A 20216-nucleotide genomic window follows, 5' to 3' on the forward strand; every position below is an offset into this window, starting at 1 on the left:
CACCTCTATAGGTGGGGTGGGAAAACCGGGAAAACGGGAGTCTTCCCTAAAAGTCCCGAAATGGGAAAAGAGGGAAAAACGGGAAACCGAGTAACAAGGGTAGTTTTCACAGGTATATCACGCGCACGTTATGGGGTCTGGAAAAAGGAGTTAAAAATGACGGCAGTATACTTTGACAAGTACGGTAGGATGAGGATTTCTTGGTATTGCAATGACCCTAAAACACGACGAAGTAATAGAGGTGTCTGTGGGGCTAAAACGCGAAAAGGTACTCCATGCCAAGCACCTCCTGTATGGAATAATCTGCAAGATAAGCCTCAAAATGGTAGATGTAAGTTACATGGCGGTCTTTCTACTGGGCCAAAAACTCAAGCTGGGAAGGATGCAATCCGCACCAGCAATAGAAAGCGCAATACAGATAAATCAAGTAATAAGCAGCATGATTAGTAAGTTATATTCTATTTATGAGTTTTTAATGTAATGTCTTAGTTTATCTCTGTTTAAACAGCCAAATTTTCTCTACGGCTTTGGGATCGTGAAAATATTGTGGATTAGCAAAAATAAGCATTTTTTCAGATATTTCATTGGGCTTATATTCTTTTTCTACAATAAAACATATGAAATGAATTTTTTCGCGAACAATTTTGCTCCTCTCATCATCATTACTTTTTTCAAAGATCCCTAAAATATGAGAAGTCCTTCCTTCCTTGTCTATAAAATATCTACAGCAAAAACCTTCATGAATATTTCTTAGTCGGAGGCTTCCATTAATTACAATAAAAAAATCATAATAATCATATATTCCCGCATTGAATGAGCGAGCGTCAACTACTATAGTATGATAGGTATTTTTAGTAACATTCGGAAATTTGATTAGTTGTATTTTATTGCCAATTTTTTCCATTACTTTTCTATATATAGCATTTTGTAACTTAATAAGATCAAGTACTTCTGCTGAATTATTGATTCCTTTATCAATTGATACATACTGGGTAATGTTGGCTTTATTGGTGGAAGTGGAACTTTTCACCGCCTCGCTTTCACGCAGGCTAGTTAATTCTATTAGCCAAGAATTGCCGTTGTTTTGTACTTTAAAATCAACAGTACTATTGCCTACACCAATTTTTTCTTCATATTCTGCAGCAAGTTGCTTCGTATATAGCGCATAAGCAAATCTGACTTCAAATAACGCTGATTTTATTTGATTAAATTGACTATATTTTATTTGTTGGTTGGGCTGTATATTAAGCGCGTATGATATTTTAGTGTCATTAAGTAATTTTTGTGCCCAAGATGCTTTTTTTAGTTCGTTTGCTATTCCTTTGCTAAAATTTACCTCCGCTGTAGAAAGATAATCGGTAAAAAATCCTCTCTTGGGTTGTGACATTGAAAAATACTCCTGTCATTATGATGTATAAAAAGGCAAAGCGTAGATCTCCTTATTCAGTTATACAGGTTTAGAAATAGGTATGACATCATAAAAATGATTAATAAGGGCTCTTTGTACCCTCTTTTCCAGTATATGGATTTACATTTCCTTGTGTTGACCAATTATCCTGTTTGGTATTATTCGGTGAGCTTCTCATGCTTGGTTGAACATAGGTTCCATTATTTTTTTGATAGCCATTCACATGAACATCAGCAAATAATGGGGTAGAACTTAGTATAAATAATAATGCCATTATTTTATTCATTTCAAACTCCTTTTTATTTACTATAGCTCTTTTGCTTAGATTATATTTTGACCATAATAAACTATACTATTCGTTATTAGGGAGTTAATTATGCGATTAAGAAGGATTTTTAGCTTAAATAGTAATTATATATATTTTTCATTTCATTTTTTGCTTTCAGTAAAGCAAGAAAGGAGCATGAAATGTATTTTATCGTAAGAATAATTTTATTATTTTGTGTTCATTCAATCTGTGTGGCAGGGAATAACAATAATATTCTCCCCGCTAATTATTCTGAAGAGCTCGGATTAATTCTGAAAAACTATCAAAATAACGCTTTTAATGATGAACAATTAGAGCAACGTTTAAAATTATGTTCGGATAATGGCAATCCAGGATGCACATATTTTTTATGCGATTATTATTATACTAGAAAACTATATTCATTAGCTTATACAACTTGCTCAAATATCGAAGGAAATTATTTCCAAGAAGAAAAAGATTTTATGCTTGGATATTTGCTTACAAATGGTTTGGGTATTTTGCAAAATAAAGAGAAAGGATTAGAGTTTTATATTAATTCTGTAGCTGGTGGAGACGCAGTAAGTGCATGGAATATTTCAGTTGTCTACACAAAAGAAATGGCTACATTAATTGAAGCAAAACAATACAATAGCCAACTCGATGACGCTACTGTTAATGCTTATGCATGGGCTAAGGTTGCTCAGGCTCTAGGTTATGAAAACTATACTGATACTAATGGGGTTCAAAAATCGATATCCACTGTTTTAAATGCATATCGAGCAATTTTAACAAATATTTCACGCATTGATGAAGCAGATACATTAGCAAAAGAAATATGTTCTCAAATAAAAAAATGCAATCAATAAATTCTCGTATTTACTCCTTTAAGCCGTCAATTCTTCCCATCGATTATCTATAAACATTGCAAATCTCAAGAGCATACTAATAGCTGTATATGCTTCATTTTCATTAATTTTCGAAATATGTCCGTGAGCAGCATCATCGCGCCAATATTTAAGTAGGGAATTAAATCCCTTAAGCTCATCTTTTAATTGTTGATTAGCTTGGCCAATAAGAATATTTTCAACGTTTCGTCGACCATGTGCTGAATGATAACTTTTAAGTGTTTTTGCTTCATCTTTGGTTTTAGCAATTGCAGTACCTAGTAGGATAGATTCTGCAGCTGCGCCACACATTGCACAGCATGCTAAGTAAGCATGGGCACCATAACATCTAATTGTCTCTTGAACTCTTTGATGAAACCCTTTACCAAATTTTTCTTTATAGGGCTCAACCATTCGGGCAAATCGTTCTGGTTCAGTAGGGACAAAATCATTGCTGGATTCTTCTTGCAACCATTTCTGTCCAAAAGGAGTAATTGAATATCCATTACCCGCGTTACCATCATTGGTCGCTTGGTTACCATATGTAGCTATTCCGGGACGAATAATGCCACGACGACATAATTCCCATGCAGCATTATAAAATTGCGAAGAAAGTTGTTCTAAAGTTTTCTCAATTTCAAAATGATCAACTTGTCTTTTGGTTAAGTAGGTTCTTATCAAAGAGGGAAGATAGATATCATAACCATATTGTGTATGAGCACCGTAATCTGGCTCGCGAAGCCATTCGATTAAAAGTTTTGTTGTGTCTTCCTGAGATATATCTAATTTAGTTGAATTCATTTCTACTTAAAATCCATTTACGCTATTTTTAAATTAAGTACAGAAATTTTTAGGTACCCATCTAGGCACCAAGTAATAAGTTACATCAGTAAAATCCAATAACTTAAACTGTATCCCATTGATTCCATTGGCGTCCCGGGCAGGATTTGAACCTGCGACCTGCCCCTTAGGAGGGGGCTGCGCTATCCAGCTGTGCCACCGGGACGTCACAATATGGAGTCTACCTTTATCATTATTAAATGACAACCTATATGTGTTGTGTTAGCTTAAGGTTGCGTTAGATAGTGATGCAATATTAACACGAAATGTTTTGCCAAGAAGTTATGGATGATTTAAAACCAATTGTTACTATCCCGATGAATAGTGGTTTAAAAGAACCTAATTATTTCATCTTCATCATTGTTTATCTACGGCTGGGTCCATGTTGGTGCGTATTATGCGTATGTAGAGAATCTACTAGGTTTGTCCCTGAGCATGGGTATGCGCATGTGTGTTGGGATATGAATTATAAGGAAAGAAAGCAGATCCCGATCTGTAACCAGTTGAGTAATAAGTAGCATTGCGATTGCTTCTACTGTTTAAACATGTTAAGAGAAATGCAAGTGCGATGCACCCAATTATGATTGCTGGGAGTAAAGAACTAATGGTTAACAAGGTTGGTGTAATCATCATCTTAGCGGAGGCTAGTGCGCCCAATTTTAATGTTGCGACTGTAACAACAGCGGCTGTAATTAATGCAGCTGTAGTGATTGCGGCCATGCATTTTAATAAGAAATAATAATTTGTACCTGTTTCAGCTTGTTTCTTTTTTATCATTCTTCACCTCATTTGTTATTTGTTGTGTCAAAAATGTAACAGGTGCATGGCCAAATGGGAAGTTAATTTTAAGAAAAGTACTCCGGACTAAGATGTAAATCCTTAGTCCGGGTTGTATTGATATTAATCGTTATCATCCCAGTTTAAAGTACCTCCGGCTTGATATTCAATAACACGAGTTTCAAAGAAGTTTTTCTCTTTCTTCAAATCCATCATTTCACTCATCCATGGAAATGGATTTTCTGCGCGAGAATATTGTTCAGGTAAACCAATTTGGTTTAAGCGACGGTTGGCGATGAAATGCAAATATTCTTCAAACATTTCTGCATTCATTCCTAAAATACCATGAGGCATAGTATCTTTTGCGTATTGGTATTCCATTGCAACACCTTCTTTGATCAGGTGGATGATCTCTTCTTTGAACTCAGGGGTCCATAAATGAGGGTTTTCAATTTTAATTTGGTTAATTACGTCGATACCGAAATTCATATGCATGGATTCATCACGTAAAATATATTGGAACTGCTCTGAAGTTCCTACCATTTTATTACGACGACCCATCGAGAGAATTTGTGTAAATCCAACATAGAAAAAGATTCCTTCAAAAATAACGTAGAAGGCAATTAAGTCGCGTAATAATCGCTGATCGTTTTCTACAGTTCCAGTGTGGAATGTTTCATCACCCAAACTTTGCGTAAAAGGAAGAGCCCAAGCCGCTTTAGTGGCCACAGAGGGGATCTCTCGGTACATATTAAAAACCTCAGCCTCATCCAGTCCCAGGCTTTCAATAATGTATTGATATGCATGCGTGTGCAATGCTTCTTCGAAGGCCTGACGTAATAGATATTGTCTGCATTCTGGGTTCGTAATGTGTCTATAAACGGCGAGCACCAGGTTATTTGCAACTAATGAATCCGCTGTTGAGAAAAATCCTAAATTACGTTTGATAATTAAACGCTCATCTTCTGTAAGTCCATTAGGATCTTTCCATAAAGCTACGTCAGCACTCATATTGATTTCATTAGGCATCCAATGGTTTGCACAAGCTGATAAGTATTTATCCCACGCCCATTTATATTTAAATGGAACCAGTTGGTTCAAATCTGCTCGGCAATTAATGATTTGCTTATCATCAACGTGAATTCGTGCAGCTCCCATTTCAAGAGATTCATAGCCTATAGCGCCTGTAGGCATGGTTTGTTGTTTCATATCTGACATTAAAACTCTCCTAATTATTGGCATGCTTCACAGTCTGGATCAAGTATAGAGCAGATCGTGGCTGAATCACTTATTATTTTGACTGCATTTAATACACCATCAGTGATAGTCGATTTCTCAGCGTTCGTTGCACCTAGACTCCGTAAATAATAAGTAGTTTTTAATCCACATGTCCAAGCATGCATGTACAATTGATCTAATTTCTTACCGGAAGGTTGAGCCATATAAATATTGAGTGATTGGGCTTGATCTATCCATTTTTGACGACGAGAAGCTGCCTCAATTAACCAGATTGGGTCAACTTCAAACGAGGTGGCATAACGTTTTTTCAATTCAGTAGGGATACGGCTGATTGGTTGTACACTCCCGTTAAAATATTTCAGATCATTGACCATGACTTCATCCCAAAGATCCAGAGCTTTTAAATCAGCTACCAAGTATGGATTAATTACAGTAAATTCTCCAGACAGATTGGATTTTACGTATAAGTTTTGATAGGTAGGCTCAATGGATTGTGCTACACCACAAATATTGGATATAGTCGCTGTAGGTGCTATAGCCATTACGTTGGAATTGCGCATACCTTGAGTACGAACTTTAATACGTAAGCTTTCCCAATCTAGACGTTGTGAACGATCTTGCTCCAGATATTTATTCCGTGTTTGTTGCAGCAAGTTAATGGAATCAATTGGCAGTATGCCTTTGCTCCATAAAGATCCTTCGTAACTTGAATAGCTACCGCGTTCTTTCGCTAAGTCACAAGAAGCTTCAATTGCATAATAACTAATTAATTCCATAGAGGAGTCTGCAAATTCAACCGCCTCTTGAGATGCATAATCAATTTTTAACTCATATAAGGCATCCTGGAAGCCCATTAAACCTAAACCAATAGGTCTGTGTTTTAAGTTAGAATTACGAGCTTGTGGTACCGAATAATAGTTAATATCAATGACATTATCTAACATACGAATTGCTGTAGTAATCGTACGTTTTAATTTTTCTTTATCCAGTTGGCTATTTTTGATATGTGCTGGAAGGTTAATACTTCCTAAGTTACATACTGCAATTTCTTCCTCAGAAGTATTTAGTGTAATTTCAGTACATAAATTTGAACTGTGAACTACGCCTGCATGTTGCTGTGGAGAACGTAAGTTACATGGATCTTTAAATGTCATCCATGGATGTCCTGTTTCAAACAGCATAGACAGCATTTTGCGCCATAGTTTTACTGCTGAGAGTGTTTTAGTATTCTTAATAAGACCTTGACTTGCTTTGTTTTCGTATTTTATATATAGAGTTTCAAATGTTTTACCGTATTGATCATGTAACCCAGGTACTTCGTCGGGAGAGAATAAAGTCCATTCGCCATTTTCGCGAACACGCATCATGAATAAATCAGGAATCCATAGTGCAGTATTCATATCGTGTGTACGACGACGGTCATCCCCAGTATTTTTTCTTAATTCTAGAAATTCTTCTACATCTTTATGCCAGCATTCCAAGTAAGCACAAACAGCTCCTTTGCGTTTACCGCCTTGGTTCACTGCTACTGCTGTGGCATCAGCAACATTAAGGAAAGGAACAACGCCTTGTGATTTTCCGTTGGTTCCTTTAATGTGTGAACCCATTGCACGCACAGGAGTCCAATCATTACCTAAGCCACCAGCAAATTTGGAAAGTAGAGCATTGTCTTTGATTGCGCTGTAAATACCATCTAAATGATCGGGTACAGTAGTTAAATAGCAACTGGATAATTGTGGACGAATAGTGCCTGAGTTAAACAAGGTTGGTGTAGATGACATGTAGTCAAAAGAAGAAATTAACAGATAAAACTCAATTGCTTTGTCTTCTTTATTCTTTTCACGCATTGCTAAACCCATAGCAACTCGCATGAAGAATGCTTGTGGTAATTCATAACGCACTCCATGCTCATGAATAAAATAACGATCATATAATGTTTGTAGGCTTAAATAAGTAAAGTGCATATCACGCTGTGGTAGTAGTGCTTTGCCTAATTTGTCCAAATCAAAGTCAGCCATTTTCACATCCAGCATCCCTTGATTAATACCTTGATTGATATAGATCTTAAAGTAAGAGGGATATAGAGCAGTCATTTCGTCGAAGGTTGCATCCGTCTGGATATTCAATTTTCCGAGTGCTTCCATGCGCAAACTGTCTAATAATAAACGAGCACTAACATAGGTGTAATTAGGTTCTTTTTCAACCAGAGTACGTGCTGCCATGATTAATGCTTTATGAACATCCTCGAATTTTGCTTGGTTGTAAAGGTTACGTAAGGCGTCTTTAATTACCGGTTCTGCACTAACATGGGATAGATCACGACATGATTCATTAACGATAGTATTCACACGTGCCATGTCTAATGATCTTAATTCACCATCAGACATTGTAATTAATAAAGTTTTGCTGTCATTAGCTTGTTGTTTTAGTTCTGTCTGACGCGCTTTACGATGCTCTTCACGATAAAGTACATAGGCTCGAGCAACTTTATAGTGGCCACTGCGCATGAGTGCCAATTCAACTTGATCTTGGATGTCTTCAATATGAATTGCCCCACCGCTGGGTAAACGTCGTTTGAACGCCTGTGTGATTTGACGAGTAAGTTCTTCGATCTGTTGATGGATTCGGTCAGAGGTAGGGGCGGTGCCACCTTCATTCGCAATAAAAGCTTTAGTTACTGCAACTTTAATTTTGTTATCATCGTAATTCACTACTTTACCATTACGTTTTATGGTCTTAAGCACACCAGGAGCATTAGCTGTCAATTCCAGTTGACTTGTTAGCGGTATATCATTTACCGGATCAAGTATTGCGGACATTTTTCCTCCACGTAGTATGTTTGTTATTAACAGGTGATCTAATTCTACTCACTGTTCCTGTAGATTATAGTATAAAACCCAACATATAGGGTCTTTTGGCGGTTATTATAACAAGATAATGTGTTTTTGGATTAGGGTCAATAGAACAAATTGGGAGTATATTGTGGATAACTTGTGTGTTCATTACTTTTTTCTTTGCTGTTTATTTGTGTACAGTTGAATTGATATCATATAACGAACATTAACACTCTAAGTCGGATAACACCGTCTGGTCACGGGATAGCTGTAGGGGATGATTTTAAGTTTTTTTCACAATAATTGCATCACTAACATGAGAAAAACTATGAACATTTAATAAAAAAGAACCCATATGAGCATACAATTGGCTTGAACTTCCTCCATCCAAATTAATTGCATCGGTGCACGATAATGGAGGTGCTTTAAGCAGACGAGCTAATTTACTAGTAGACATTGCTGCATTGGTTGAGACTAGAATAATTACTTTTCCATCAGCAGTAATTCCGAGAGCTGAACGGTCTGCATCTCCAGTTTTTAATGAAGGGATCTTCTTTTTAATTAATAATCGAGGCCCACTTTGCATCGCGAAATCAATATCATGGTCGTAATGAAAATGATTTAGGCTGGAAATAGAGGCTTTATTATTTTTTACATAGAAAATTCCCCACCAACTGATTCGTTTTAGAGGATTTTCCAATTTTTTATTATTAATCCTTAATCCAAGGGGACTAAAGTTATGATCAAAAAAACCACCGTTAACGCTAAGCAACGCTTGACTGTGTTCGCCAAATTGATCTGCTGATGCATTTTTAAGCGCTAAAGATTTTGCGCTGACAATCGCCAGTTTATTTTTGGTAAGATCTATGCGGAATGCATAGATATGCGACCAAGGGGTAAGTATACCTCCTGCAAGATCCTGATAATCAATACCTGAACTTAATTCTTGCCATTTTCCTGCGAAACACAAATGAAAAGGAGTCAGCAAGCTAAGTAAAAAAAATATCAGATAAAACAAATATGATTTGTTTGCAGGATAAACATTGGTTTGCGAAGACATGTTATTGTATCCTTATGTGCATCATTCAACACCATGGAATCTCTTATGCAAATTAAAACGCAACATAACAATAGTGAAGTACATAAGTCAACACTAGAATTAACTCGTTTAATGGATGACATAGTAGATCTTGCTCAAAAAGAAGGGGCTACTGACGTCATGGTGGCAGTGAATAATGATCGGGGCTTTTCGGTTGATGTGCGTATGGGGACGGTTGAAACAGTTGCCTTTAGTGAGGATAAAGAAGTTGGCCTTACGGTTTATATAGGTCAGCGTAAAGGAGGAGCAAGCAGTACGGATACTTCACCAGAGGCATTACATGCAATGGTTAAAGCAGCGTGTGATATTGCTCGTGTAAGCGCTGAAGATCCTTGTTTTGGTTTAGCTGATAAAGAATTAATGACCCAAAAACATTCTGATCTTGGTTTGTTTCATCCTTGGGATATAAATCCACAACAAGCTATTGATTTGGCATTAAAATGCGAGTCATATGCTTTATCTTTAGATAAACGCATCACTAATTCTGATGGAGTGAATGTATCTTCCTATGAATCACATCATGGTTTTGCAAATACTAATGAAGGTTCTGGTTTTATCCATAGCACCCGTCATAGTTTGAGCTGCTCCTTAATTGCCACCCAAGGTGAGGAAATGCAGCGCGACTATGATTATACTACCGTCCGTGATGCTAAAGATTTGATTGATCCTCATGTTATCGCGCAAAATGCAGTAAAACGAGTTTTAAGCCGTTTAGGTGCTCAACAAATTGAAACACAATCCACTCCGGTTATTTTTTCATCTCGAGTATCCAGTGGTTTATTTGCAAGTTTTATTAATGCAATTAGCGGATCTAATTTATATAGGAAAAATACTTTCTTGCTGGATTCAATTGGACAACAGGTTTTTCCTGAATTTATTCGTATTTATGAACAACCTCATTTACTTGGCGCATTAGGGAGTTCTCCCTTTGACGGTGAGGGTGTGCCGACTCGTCCCAATCGTTTGGTTGAAAATGGACGAGTGATGCACTATGTTTTGGGGAGTTATTCAGCGCGCCGGTTGGGCTTAAAAACAACGGCAAACAGTGATGGTGTTCATAATTTAACAATTGATGCAAGCGCTGGTGATCTTTCTGATTTATTGAAAATGATGGGTACGGGTTTATTAGTTACAGAGTTGATGGGGCAGGGTGTCAACGGCATTACTGGTGATTATTCTCGTGGAGCAAGTGGTTATTGGGTGCAAAATGGAGTGATACAGTTTGCTGTGGATGAAATTACCATTGCCGGGAATTTGAAGGATATGTTCATGTCTATTCTTGCTGTGGGCAATGACATTAATCCTAATATTTCCATGCGTTGTGGTTCTGTTTTAATTGAAAAGATGATGGTGGCAGGAAAGTAGGGAATAATTGCGATCTTTGTTTTCTAGTCGTTAAATTGAAGTGATTCTGGTAAATAAGTTTAATTACTTGCTTTGTTGATTCTATATTCTACTCTTTTAAATAAGGGAACCGAAATGGAGTCAGTATGCGCAGGCTAATCTTAGCGACATTATTCATGATCAATACTGCGTTTGCAGATGAAGTTGTAGGTTTTTCTGCTTTTGAAAATGGCGATTACACCACCGCTTATCCCCATTTAATGCAATCAGCCCGACAGGGTAATCCTGAAGCTATGTATTTATTAGGACGTATGTATCAATACGCAGAAGGTGTTTCCAAAAACTATACTGAGGCCCTAAATTGGTATCAAAAATCTGCTGATAAAAATAATGCATTAGCTCAACTTAGTTTGGGATTTCTCTATGATTTAGGGGAGGGCGTGAAGCAAAATTATGCTGAGGCTTTTAAATGGTATATGAAAGCTGCTTCACAAGGTAATGCTATTGCTCAGAGAAATGTAGGATTAATGTATTCTACTGGTGATGGGGTCAAAGCTAACAATAAAATTGCCGTGCAGTGGTTTAAAAAATCGGCAGAGCAGGGTTACGTTAAGGCACAAATTAACCTTGCCTATGCTTTTATTATGGGTATAGGCACATCTAAAAATGTGAATAAAGCTTTGTATTGGTATCAAAAAGCGGCTGAACAGGGTGATGCTAAGGCTGCTTACAGTTTGGGCTTATTATATACAGGACAAGAATCAGGTATTGCTGCAGATGACCGTTCGGCATTTTATTGGTTTTCACAAGCTGCAAATCTGGGTCATATTCGAGCAGCAAACTATTTAGCATATTATTATCTTAAGGGTTATGGTATTAAGGCTGATCCACAAAAAGCGGCTTATTGGTTTCAAATAGCCGCTCAAGGCGGGGAGGCAGATGCACAGGCACAAATCGGTCAATTATTGCTCACTGGAATGGGTGTGGATAAGGACTATGAGCAAGCAGCATTTTGGTTTACTAAGTCTGCAGCCCAAGAAGATCCCATGGGACAAGCTAAATTAGGTTATATGTATTTAGCAGGTCTGGGAGTAGAACAGAATTGGATTACTGCTTATGCATGGTTAAAACTCGCTGCCGACAATAAAAATAAAGAGGCAATCAAAGAGTTAAACATTCTGAAAGGTAAATTGTCCGATCAAGATTTAAAAGAGGCAGAGAAACTAATCAAAAAGATGGAGCTTCCGCAAAAACAAGCAGAATAATTAGTATATTAAAAAGCGAGTGCCAGATGGATTGCATAAGTTTAATTCTAAGGTTTGACTAATCAAGTGTTTTGAGAAAAATTAAAAAACATTAAAACTCTCGCGTACGATACTTACCGAGAGTGTTCCTTTTTTATGATTCCTTTTTAAAAGGGTGTACACGGTAAAATTAAAATTTTCGCTGGAAGCATAGGCTACGCTGAGAAAATAATCACTCTCCAAAGTGATTTGATCAGAGGGAATATTCAGTTTTGTAAGTAACTCACGAATCATGGCAATTTGTTTAATACCTTTCTTTCCTTTAGCTTGGTTTAATTCCTTAATATTTTCTTCATTTATAGAAGTACTTAAAGCCATAAGAACCTGCTTCGGTGCTGTATTTATATTAATGGGTGTTGATTCTGGTAATGTGGTAATGTAGGGTTGCAAGGCTAAATAGGTCCCAGCGCTTACATTATTGATTAAACGCAACTCAGAATTACTGCTCATCAATTGATGGCTTGGGTAATAGGGGGGCTTTTGGCTAAGGTAATAAGATAAATATTTATCCTTCCCTACACCAAGATCATAGGGAGAAACCCAATCGTTAATGGCCAATGCCACATTTATTTTTTCGGGTGTTTTTATTTTAGGAATAACTTTACCTAAAAGGTTTGCAAATCCTAAGCTTAATTTTTTATTAACTAAATTATTAAGATTATAACGCGCTTGCAAATCATAAAGTCCTCCTTTTAAAGTCACAGAGGGATAGATGTTTGCCATGGCTTTTGGGTATTGACTCACCATACCATCTGCATCGACCTTAGCGAATTGTTTTTTAGGATCATTTAATTCGCTCATTGCCCAGAAAGCTACTGCTTGAGAGGCAAAATAAAGTTTATCATGGAATATGATAAGTTGTGTGCGATAAATATCTACTTGTACTTTGGTGCTCATTGCTGTTGCCACTATGGCCACTAAAGTCATAATAAACAGGGCAGTCAGCAGAGCTGCACCTCGCTGTTTTTTATTATTTTTTTCCATAAAGTGCCTCAGCTATGGGGAATAATAAATTGATTTCCCCTTGATTGTGCAAAGTAAAATTCACTTGCACGGCTTTAGGTAAGGATTCTTTTTTTTGCTCTTGATTTACTGCATCTGCGCGCCATTCAGAGAATAATTCTAAACTTTGATTTAAATAACCAAAATGACAATCATCCAAATTATCAATGAGTAATTTATCCGCATATTTATTTCTATCGGTTGGATCCAGAATATCCCAAGTTCTACGCACAAGTGCATCTCCTTGGCAGAGAAAACCAATTCGCTTAAGCGTACTGCGTTTTTCAATACCACCAGGATTAACATCTCCATCACGGGTGAATTCCATATAATCTGAACTTCCTATAAAAATAGGAAATAAACGCATGTCATTACCACGAATGCCACGTTCTACAATTTGAGGGATATCTTGTTGAATTAGGCTAATGGCAAGTTGTAAACTACTCAAATGCTCACTTCGCTCATTAACTCGGGTACGCGTATTAAAAGCATAATATAAAGTAGATGAAGTAATGCTAGCCAGGAGGGCGAAGACAGTCAGGGCAATTAAAATTTCAATAAGCGTAAATCCCGCAAATTTTCTCATGATACATACCTGAATGCTTGCAATTCTTGATGAAAAGGTCCTGTTTTTTGAGTACTGACTGAAATTGTAATGAGCTGGATGGATTTTTGTGGTGTTGAACTGAGTTTTACTCGCCAGAACCAATGTTCGTTTAGCATGAATGTATCTTGAGTTGTTTCTTGGCCAGGATTAATATGGAGCAAACCTAATTGAACCATAGCAACACCTTGCATTGCAACCCAGTGACTGACAGTTTTTTGCTTAATACGATGAGTATTTTCGATATTCTGCGCAATGGCTTTAAGTAGGGCAGTTAAGGCAATGGCAATGATTGTAAGCGCTAATAAAACTTCAACTAAGGTAAAACCTAATTGTGAATTTTTAGTATTATGAGACATCATTGAGAGTTAACTACCTTAAATTTTAAATCACCATTACGGCTTCCGATAAGTGATGCTAATTTATCTTCTTTATTACTACCAAAATTTAAAGTAAATGGCGTCATGTCTCCAGAAGCAAGAATAATGATCGAGGGTTTTCTTGCTCCGGGATGATTTTTAGTGATCAGAGTAATTACAGTATTTTGAGGAAAGTTGGTTGTTTTAAAAATCCCTTTATTAGACATGGGACTCCATTTAGAATTATTTTGCAATTGGAGAATTTGATAGCTCTTATTATCTATTCGTAATCCCAAAGTATTGGTTTCTAAAATAGCTTCTTGTTGGGCAAGACGCAGATTATTGACCAAGTGTTCAGCAGCAAATAGGATGCGTTTGCTTTCACCAAAATCACCAAATGCGATTAAGGCAAAACCAACAGTTATGCCTATAATCACGATGACAATCATAATTTCAATGAGGGTAAAACCCAGGTTATTTTTCATCCCAATTACCAATTTCACTATTAATCCCTGTACCACCTGGTTGTCCTCCGGCACCATAAGTGAATACATCGACATCACCATGTTCTCCAGGATTTAAATAGAGATAATCTCTACCCCATGGATCTTTGGGTAATGATTTAAGGTATTGTTTCCAACTATTGGCTGCGGGGCTAGATGAGGGTTTTTCTACCAGCGCCATTAAACCTTGATCAGTACTTGGATAGTTTCCATTATCAAGCTTATATAAATCCAGAGCATTTTGTATGGACAATACATCTTGTTTCGCTTTAACTTTGCGTGCTTCATCAGGACGTCCCATAATTTTAGGAACGACAATGGAGGCGAGTATCCCTAAAATTACCACCACAACCATGATTTCGATTAATGAAAAGCCTTTTTGTTTGTTCATTTGTACTCCTGTGTTTTTAAAAAATTAAGTGATTAATTGCTCCATCGAAAAGATAGGTAATAAAGTAGCTAAAACAATAAATAAAACAATACCTCCCATAAATAAAATTACCAAAGGCTCTAACAAAGTTAATGAAGTATCAATTAATCGTTTTACCTCATTATCTAAGTGAGTTGCTGCACGCTCCATCATGACAGAGATCTGACCACTTTTTTCACCACTGGCAACCAAATGAATGGTCATGGGACTAATATAGCCAGTTTCTTTAAGTGCTTCACTAATTCCCGAACCCTCTCTTACTTTCAAAGTTGCTGCATCAAATGCTTGGCGCATAACAACATTAGTAACCAAGCTCCCTGAAACGCGCATGGTTTCCAAAACACTGACTCCTGCTGCAAACAAAATACCGAATGTGTGAATATAGCGTGCTACATTAATTGTTCTTAACAAATAAGAAATGATGGGTAATTTCAAAAGCAGGCGATGCCAAGCTGTTTTAATTTTTATATTATTAAGGCATTTTTTAAAGCCCATGATTACCAGAATAATACCCCCTAAAACATAGAGACCATAGAATTTTACAAAATTACTGATGTCGATTAATATTTTTGTCATTGAGGGTAAGGTTTGCCCGCTACTGGTAAATACCTCAATAATTTTAGGGACAACAAAGCTTAACAGAAAAGAAATAATTGCAGTTGAAACAAGGATCATAATAATAGGGTAGATTAGTGCTTGTTGAACCTTTTGTTTCGTTTGTTGTTGATTTTCAGTGTAATCAGCTAATTTTTCCAAAACCACATCAAGATGTCCTGTTTGCTCACCAGAGCCAACGGTGGCACGATATAATTCAGGAAATGCATTCGTGTAGTGGGACATTGCCTGGGCCAAACCATAGCCTTCCAGAACTTTAGCCCGCACACCAATAATTAATTCACGTACTTTATCTTTTTCGGTCTGCTCACTAACCCCACGTAATGATTCTTCAACAGGAATCCCCGCAGCAAGTAAAGTAGCTAACTGACGAGTAAATAAAGAAAGATCAGCAGTGGATATTTTGTTTTTACGAGTAGTTCCTATCCGCTGTTGAGTCAATATTTGTACTTGGGTGGGAATTAATCCTTGATCACGCAAGAGCTGACGAGCATGACGCTCAGAATCTGCTTCCAAAACACCTTTGCTAGTATTGCCATTTTTTTTTAGCGCTTGATATTGGTAGGCACCCATATTTTTTAGGTTTTAGAGTAAAACTATAGAGTCTAATCTATTGGGTTTAATAAGTCACTTAAGGTACACTATATTCATATTATCTTGGAGAGTTATAAATGAGTAAAAACATGGTCCTTGAGGCGATCAAAGAATACGATGCCAAATTTGTGGATTTGCGATTTACTGACATCCGTGGAAAAGAGCAACACATCACTATTCCTGTTTCAGCAGTAAATAAAGACTTGGTTGAAAATGGTAAAATGATCGATGGTTCTTCATTTAAGGGATGGCAAAAAATTCACCAATCAGACTTGACTTTGATGCCTGATTTGCAAACGATTAAGTTTGATCCGTTTTTTCAAGACAATACCTTATTTATACGTTGCAATGTACTTGACCCTAAAACCATGCTCGGATATGAGCGTTGTCCTAGAATTTTAGCTCAACGTGCTGAAAATTATTTACGATCTACAAGAATTGCTGACACGGTGAATTTTGGTCCAGAGCCTGAGTTTTTTATATTTGATAACGTACAATGGCAAACTACTATTTCTGGTTCTTTTTATAAAGTTGATTCAGAAGAAGCTGAGTGGAATTCAGGTAAAGAAATGGAAGGCGGAAATATTGGACACCGGCCTGCATTGAAAGGTGGTTATTTTCCAGTTCCTCCTGTGGATTCTTCACATGATATTCGTTCTGCAATTTGTTTAACTCTAGAGTCTTTAGGGATTGTTGTTGAAGCACATCATCATGAAGTTGCAACAGCCAATCAATGTGAAGTCGCTACTCGCTTCAATTCGTTAACCAATAAAGCAGATGAGCTACAAATTTTAAAATATGTGATTCATAATGTTGCTCATAACTACGGAAAAACGGCAACATTTATGCCGAAGCCTTTAATAGGTGATAATGGAAGTGGTATGCACTGTCATCAATCTTTATTTAAAGATGGAGTGAATTTATTTTCTGGTGATCAATATGCTGGTCTTTCTGAGATGGCCCTCTATTACATTGGTGGTATTATCAAACATGCTCGTGCATTAAATGCATTTACCAACCCAGGAACCAACAGCTACAAGCGCTTGGTCCCTGGGTTTGAAGCACCGGTCTTATTGGCTTATTCAGAAAGAAACCGCTCTGCGGCAATTCGTATACCGTATGTGAATAACCCGAAAGGACGCCGTATTGAAGTCCGTTTCCCAGATCCTACAGCAAATCCATACCTTGCTTTTTCAGCAATGATGATGGCTGGCTTAGATGGTATTCAAAAGAAAATTCATCCAGGTCAGGCAATGGATAAAGATCTTTATGATTTACCACCAGAAGAGTTGGTTGATGTACCAACAGTATGTGTTTCTCTAGAGCAATCTATAGAGAATTTAAGAGCTAATCATGAGTTTTTATTACAAGGTGATGTATTTACTAATGATTTTATTAATAACTACATCAACATGAAAGAAGAAGAAATAACTAAAATAAGAAGTTTAACACATCCTTATGAGTTTGAATTATATTACAGCCTCTAGTGGTTGTGTCAGTAATCAGCGATGGAAAACCGTATTTTACTGAACTTCATTCGTAACTTGCTTCGTTAGTAGGGTTTAGAATGAAGTTTATTGCACTGTCATATTTACAAATGAATTGACCATTTCAGTAATATGCCTCATCCAGGTGCTGAAACATTGAATATCACAAAGACACATGCGCAGTGATCTAATGACAAATAAGTTAAAGGGTCCTATCTGAAGGGGGTATCTTACTTATCTATACGAACTTTTTAATTAAGGATGAACCATGTTAATTTTAATATCACCTGCAAAAAAACTATTAAAAACATTTAAACCTTATTCTGGCAGTACGACACAACCTTTATTTTTAGATAAAACAAGTACCTTAATAATGATGATGAAGTCTAAATCTGTAAAAGACATTGCTGCGTTGATGGATTTATCTCCGGATCTTGCCACACTTAACTTTGAGCGATATCAGGAGTTTGTACTTGTTAAAGCCCCTGCACATGCTTATCCCGCTTTGTTTTTATTTCAGGGGGATGTTTATCAAGGGTTAGAGGCCAATACTTGGGATCAAAACACGGTCAGCTATTCTCAATCACACCTGAGAATTTTATCGGGTCTTTATGGCCTTCTAAAACCATTAGATAACATCCAACCTTATCGATTGGAAATGGGTGTACGTCTGGAAAATCCTGATGGTAAAAATCTCTATGATTTTTGGCAAGAGACTATTACTCTAGCTTTGAATCAACAATTGGAGTTACAAAAGAATCCCTTCGTCATTAATCTTGCATCCACGGAATATTTTAAAGCTGTAGATGAAAAAAAATTAAATTATCCTGTGATCACAGTTAATTTTTATGAAAAAAAGAATGAGCAACTTAAAATGATTGGTATTTATGCTAAAAAGGCAAGAGGGGTAATGGCCAAATTTATCATGCAAAATCAAATTGATGGTATTGAACAACTTAAACTATTTAACGAGTTGGGCTATGAATATCATCAGCCCACTTCTTCTAATACTCATTTTGATTTTATCCGAGGTACCTAATAGCAATGTGGAACTTATCGAGTCGCGTTCATCCTCTGAATAATTTTCCTAATCTGGGTGTTAATTGTTATGTCAAAAGAGATGATGAATTAGGCTGTGGTATTAGCGGCTCAAAATTACGTAAATATTCCAGCCTGATGCCTTTTCTTCTAAAACAAGGTATTCAGCATTTAATTATTATTGGTGGTCCACAATCTAATAATTTACTGGCTGCATTACAATTAGCTAGAGAATTTAGTTTTAAAGTTACCGCTTTTTTAATTAAGCCTTGGAGATTAACGCTTCAAGGTAACTTTAAACTCAGTAGTCTTTTTTTAAATGATCAGGAAATTGTTTGGATTGAGCGTCATGATTGGTGTCGGGTTAACGAATTAGCGCAGAATTATCTAAATACATTAAATGAACCCGGATTTGTAGTACACGAGGGGGCTAGTGTTCCAGAGGCACAGTCTGGTGCCATGAGCTTGGCGAAAGATATTATCGCTAATGAACAGTTTTTAGGGTTTACTTTCCAGCATATTTTTATTGATGCTGGAACAGGTTTCTCTGCAGCTGCACTTATTAAAGGTTTAACGCTATTGGAACATCCGGCACAAGTTCATGTGCTGTTACTGGCGGATAATAAAGCAACATTCCAGTCTAAATTAGATTTATGGTTTAATTTAATACCTCAAAATTATGATTGTTTTTATCCCACTACGGCCAAATCTTTTGGTTCGATTAATCAGACAATTAAAAAAGAAATTTGCCGCTTAGCACGTGAAGAAGGGATTTTAGCAGATCCTATTTATGCAGCGAAATTATTTTATGAAGCAAGGCACTCTATTGAAATGAGGCAGTTACAAGGCAAGGTATTAATTATTCATTCGGGGGGTACTCTATCTATACCGAGTTTTGACTTTTCATTGAACGGAACGAAGAAGTAATAAACGACACGATTCATCAGATCCTAATATCATATTATTAGGGACCGGCAATTATTCAATTTTTTCCAAAATTTACTTTGATGTTACCCTTGAAATTACCTAATCAATCCTTATATGGGATAAATCGTTAAGAAAAATAGGTTTAGGAGATTAGTCATATGGTAAGTAAGCAACAAACAATGGGTTTTCAAACTGAAGTAAAGCAAATGTTACATCTGGTAGTGCATTCACTTTACAGTAACAAGGAAATTTTTTTACGGGAATTAATTTCTAATGCTTCCGATGCATTGGATAAATTAAGATTTTTAGGTTTAGCAGATAGCTCTCTTCTTGAAAATGATCCTGATTTAAAAATTAGCATTCAAGTGAATGAAAAGCTTAAAACAATCACTATTTCTGATAATGGTATTGGTTTAAACTGGGATGAAGCAGTTGAAAATTTAGGTACAATTGCTAAATCGGGTACTAAAGAATTTATGAGTCAACTTACCGGTGAGAGTGCTAAAGACTCACAATTGATTGGACAGTTTGGTGTTGGTTTTTACTCTGCGTTTATTGTTGCAGATAAAGTTATCGTGAAAAGTCGACGTGCTGGTTTGAAAGCTGAAGAGGGAATTGTTTGGGAATCAAAAGGAGAGG

21 protein-coding genes and 1 tRNA gene are annotated in these 20216 nt (G+C 36.6%); 8 read left to right on the top strand and 14 right to left on the bottom strand.

Features of this window, described 5'->3' with window-relative positions:
- The first annotated feature begins 156 nt into the window (after positions 1-156).
- Positions 157-447 carry an HGGxSTG domain-containing protein gene (locus WA877_RS00365; RefSeq protein ID WP_425168963.1) on the top strand — a complete coding sequence of 97 codons (291 nt, stop codon included), beginning with the start codon at positions 157-159 and terminating at the stop codon, positions 445-447.
- 43 nt (positions 448-490) lie between these two features.
- Here the strand turns inward: WA877_RS00365 and WA877_RS00370 are convergent, their stop codons facing one another.
- Both WA877_RS00370 and WA877_RS00375 read right to left on the bottom strand, forming a co-directional pair.
- Positions 491-1387, bottom strand: a complete 897-nt coding sequence (locus tag WA877_RS00370) for a hypothetical protein (RefSeq protein WP_425168964.1) — start codon at positions 1385-1387, stop codon at positions 491-493.
- 100 nt (positions 1388-1487) lie between these two features.
- Positions 1488-1694 carry a hypothetical protein gene (locus tag WA877_RS00375; protein WP_425168965.1) on the bottom strand — a complete coding sequence of 69 codons (207 nt, stop codon included), beginning with the start codon at positions 1692-1694 and terminating at the stop codon, positions 1488-1490.
- Between the two features lie 182 nt (positions 1695-1876).
- Here WA877_RS00375 and WA877_RS00380 point away from each other — a divergent pair, with 182 nt between their 5' ends.
- Positions 1877-2563, top strand: coding sequence for a hypothetical protein (locus WA877_RS00380; RefSeq protein ID WP_425168966.1), 687 nt, complete (start codon positions 1877-1879; stop codon positions 2561-2563).
- Between the two features lie 18 nt (positions 2564-2581).
- On the opposite strand, the gene WA877_RS00385 is transcribed toward WA877_RS00380, so the two are convergent.
- From WA877_RS00385 to WA877_RS00410, 6 genes are all read right to left on the bottom strand, one after another.
- A complete protein-coding gene (locus tag WA877_RS00385; RefSeq protein WP_425168967.1) occupies positions 2582-3382 on the bottom strand; it encodes a hypothetical protein in 801 nt (266 codons plus the stop codon).
- Positions 3383-3510: 128 nt separating this feature from the next.
- Positions 3511-3587, bottom strand: a tRNA-Arg gene (locus WA877_RS00390).
- 251 nt (positions 3588-3838) lie between these two features.
- Positions 3839-4198, bottom strand: coding sequence for a hypothetical protein (locus WA877_RS00395; protein ID WP_425168968.1), 360 nt, complete (start codon positions 4196-4198; stop codon positions 3839-3841).
- A gap of 123 nt (positions 4199-4321) precedes the next feature.
- Positions 4322-5440 carry a ribonucleotide-diphosphate reductase subunit beta gene (locus WA877_RS00400; protein ID WP_425168969.1) on the bottom strand — a complete coding sequence of 373 codons (1119 nt, stop codon included), beginning with the start codon at positions 5438-5440 and terminating at the stop codon, positions 4322-4324.
- Complete coding sequence (locus WA877_RS00405; protein ID WP_425168970.1) at positions 5431-8256, bottom strand: ribonucleoside-diphosphate reductase subunit alpha; 2826 nt, start codon at positions 8254-8256, stop codon at positions 5431-5433. The genes WA877_RS00400 and WA877_RS00405 overlap by 10 nt, the downstream gene beginning before the upstream one ends.
- 298 nt (positions 8257-8554) lie before the next feature.
- Positions 8555-9331: a phosphodiester glycosidase family protein gene (locus WA877_RS00410; RefSeq protein WP_425168971.1), complete on the bottom strand. Its 777-nt coding sequence runs from the start codon at positions 9329-9331 to the stop codon at positions 8555-8557.
- A 45-nt stretch (positions 9332-9376) separates the two neighbouring features.
- Here WA877_RS00410 and pmbA point away from each other — a divergent pair, with 45 nt between their 5' ends.
- Entirely contained in the window at positions 9377-10735 is a 1359-nt protein-coding gene (pmbA, locus tag WA877_RS00415) for a metalloprotease PmbA (RefSeq protein ID WP_425168972.1), read from the top strand.
- 125 nt (positions 10736-10860) lie between these two features.
- Positions 10861-11979, top strand: coding sequence for a tetratricopeptide repeat protein (locus tag WA877_RS00420; protein ID WP_425168973.1), 1119 nt, complete (start codon positions 10861-10863; stop codon positions 11977-11979).
- A gap of 81 nt (positions 11980-12060) precedes the next feature.
- Here the strand turns inward: WA877_RS00420 and gspK are convergent, their stop codons facing one another.
- From gspK to lspF, 6 genes are read right to left on the bottom strand one after another with little or no spacing between them, the layout of a single operon-like run.
- Complete coding sequence (gspK, locus tag WA877_RS00425) at positions 12061-13002, bottom strand: type II secretion system minor pseudopilin GspK (RefSeq protein WP_425168974.1); 942 nt, start codon at positions 13000-13002, stop codon at positions 12061-12063.
- Positions 12989-13606: a GspJ family T2SS minor pseudopilin variant LspJ gene (gene lspJ, locus WA877_RS00430; RefSeq protein WP_425168975.1), complete on the bottom strand. Its 618-nt coding sequence runs from the start codon at positions 13604-13606 to the stop codon at positions 12989-12991. The genes gspK and lspJ overlap by 14 nt, the downstream gene beginning before the upstream one ends.
- Complete coding sequence (gene lspI / locus WA877_RS00435; protein ID WP_425168976.1) at positions 13603-13986, bottom strand: GspI family T2SS minor pseudopilin variant LspI; 384 nt, start codon at positions 13984-13986, stop codon at positions 13603-13605. The genes lspJ and lspI overlap by 4 nt, the downstream gene beginning before the upstream one ends.
- The gene (gene gspH, locus WA877_RS00440) at positions 13983-14486 is read right to left on the bottom strand and encodes a type II secretion system minor pseudopilin GspH (protein ID WP_425168977.1); all 504 of its coding nucleotides are present in this window, start codon (positions 14484-14486) and stop codon (positions 13983-13985) included. Before gspH ends, lspI begins: the two co-directional genes overlap by 4 nt.
- Entirely contained in the window at positions 14458-14877 is a 420-nt protein-coding gene (lspG, locus tag WA877_RS00445; protein WP_425168978.1) for a GspG family T2SS major pseudopilin variant LspG, read from the bottom strand. Before lspG ends, gspH begins: the two co-directional genes overlap by 29 nt.
- 24 nt (positions 14878-14901) lie before the next feature.
- Positions 14902-16104, bottom strand: coding sequence for a GspF family T2SS innner membrane protein variant LspF (gene lspF, locus WA877_RS00450; RefSeq protein ID WP_425168979.1), 1203 nt, complete (start codon positions 16102-16104; stop codon positions 14902-14904).
- 98 nt (positions 16105-16202) lie between these two features.
- On the opposite strand from lspF, the gene glnA reads away from it, so the two are divergent.
- The 4 genes from glnA to WA877_RS00470 all read left to right on the top strand — a co-directional run.
- The gene (gene glnA / locus WA877_RS00455) at positions 16203-17612 is read left to right on the top strand and encodes a type I glutamate--ammonia ligase (RefSeq protein WP_425168980.1); all 1410 of its coding nucleotides are present in this window, start codon (positions 16203-16205) and stop codon (positions 17610-17612) included.
- A 268-nt stretch (positions 17613-17880) separates the two neighbouring features.
- A complete protein-coding gene (gene yaaA / locus WA877_RS00460; protein ID WP_425168981.1) occupies positions 17881-18651 on the top strand; it encodes a peroxide stress protein YaaA in 771 nt (256 codons plus the stop codon).
- Between the two features lie 5 nt (positions 18652-18656).
- The gene (locus tag WA877_RS00465; RefSeq protein ID WP_425168982.1) at positions 18657-19577 is read left to right on the top strand and encodes a 1-aminocyclopropane-1-carboxylate deaminase; all 921 of its coding nucleotides are present in this window, start codon (positions 18657-18659) and stop codon (positions 19575-19577) included.
- A 158-nt stretch (positions 19578-19735) separates the two neighbouring features.
- A partial coding sequence (locus tag WA877_RS00470; RefSeq protein WP_425168983.1) for an ATP-binding protein occupies positions 19736-20216 on the top strand: 481 nt, incomplete at its 3' end.

The sequence above is a fragment of the Legionella sp. genome (genome assembly GCF_049790535.1).
In the GTDB taxonomy this organism is placed as follows: domain Bacteria; phylum Pseudomonadota; class Gammaproteobacteria; order Legionellales; family Legionellaceae; genus Legionella.

Bases quoted from the DNA above. Each gene is read 5' to 3' on its own strand.
- WA877_RS00365 (WP_425168963.1), top strand. From the start codon at position 157: ATGACGGCAGTATACTTTGACAAGTACGGTAGGATGAGGATTTCTTGG.
- WA877_RS00370 (WP_425168964.1), bottom strand. From the start codon at position 1,387: ATGTCACAACCCAAGAGAGGATTTTTTACCGATTATCTTTCTACAGCG.
- WA877_RS00375 (WP_425168965.1), bottom strand. From the start codon at position 1,694: ATGAATAAAATAATGGCATTATTATTTATACTAAGTTCTACCCCATTA.
- WA877_RS00380 (WP_425168966.1), top strand. From the start codon at position 1,877: ATGTATTTTATCGTAAGAATAATTTTATTATTTTGTGTTCATTCAATC.
- WA877_RS00385 (WP_425168967.1), bottom strand. From the start codon at position 3,382: ATGAATTCAACTAAATTAGATATATCTCAGGAAGACACAACAAAACTT.
- WA877_RS00395 (WP_425168968.1), bottom strand. From the start codon at position 4,198: ATGATAAAAAAGAAACAAGCTGAAACAGGTACAAATTATTATTTCTTA.
- WA877_RS00400 (WP_425168969.1), bottom strand. From the start codon at position 5,440: ATGCCAATAATTAGGAGAGTTTTAATGTCAGATATGAAACAACAAACC.
- WA877_RS00405 (WP_425168970.1), bottom strand. From the start codon at position 8,256: ATGTCCGCAATACTTGATCCGGTAAATGATATACCGCTAACAAGTCAA.
- WA877_RS00410 (WP_425168971.1), bottom strand. From the start codon at position 9,331: ATGTCTTCGCAAACCAATGTTTATCCTGCAAACAAATCATATTTGTTT.
- pmbA (WP_425168972.1), top strand. From the start codon at position 9,377: ATGCAAATTAAAACGCAACATAACAATAGTGAAGTACATAAGTCAACA.
- WA877_RS00420 (WP_425168973.1), top strand. From the start codon at position 10,861: ATGCGCAGGCTAATCTTAGCGACATTATTCATGATCAATACTGCGTTT.
- gspK (WP_425168974.1), bottom strand. From the start codon at position 13,002: ATGGAAAAAAATAATAAAAAACAGCGAGGTGCAGCTCTGCTGACTGCC.
- lspJ (WP_425168975.1), bottom strand. From the start codon at position 13,606: ATGAGAAAATTTGCGGGATTTACGCTTATTGAAATTTTAATTGCCCTG.
- lspI (WP_425168976.1), bottom strand. From the start codon at position 13,986: ATGATGTCTCATAATACTAAAAATTCACAATTAGGTTTTACCTTAGTT.
- lspG (WP_425168978.1), bottom strand. From the start codon at position 14,877: ATGAACAAACAAAAAGGCTTTTCATTAATCGAAATCATGGTTGTGGTG.
- lspF (WP_425168979.1), bottom strand. From the start codon at position 16,104: ATGGGTGCCTACCAATATCAAGCGCTAAAAAAAAATGGCAATACTAGC.
- glnA (WP_425168980.1), top strand. From the start codon at position 16,203: ATGAGTAAAAACATGGTCCTTGAGGCGATCAAAGAATACGATGCCAAA.
- yaaA (WP_425168981.1), top strand. From the start codon at position 17,881: ATGTTAATTTTAATATCACCTGCAAAAAAACTATTAAAAACATTTAAA.
- WA877_RS00465 (WP_425168982.1), top strand. From the start codon at position 18,657: ATGTGGAACTTATCGAGTCGCGTTCATCCTCTGAATAATTTTCCTAAT.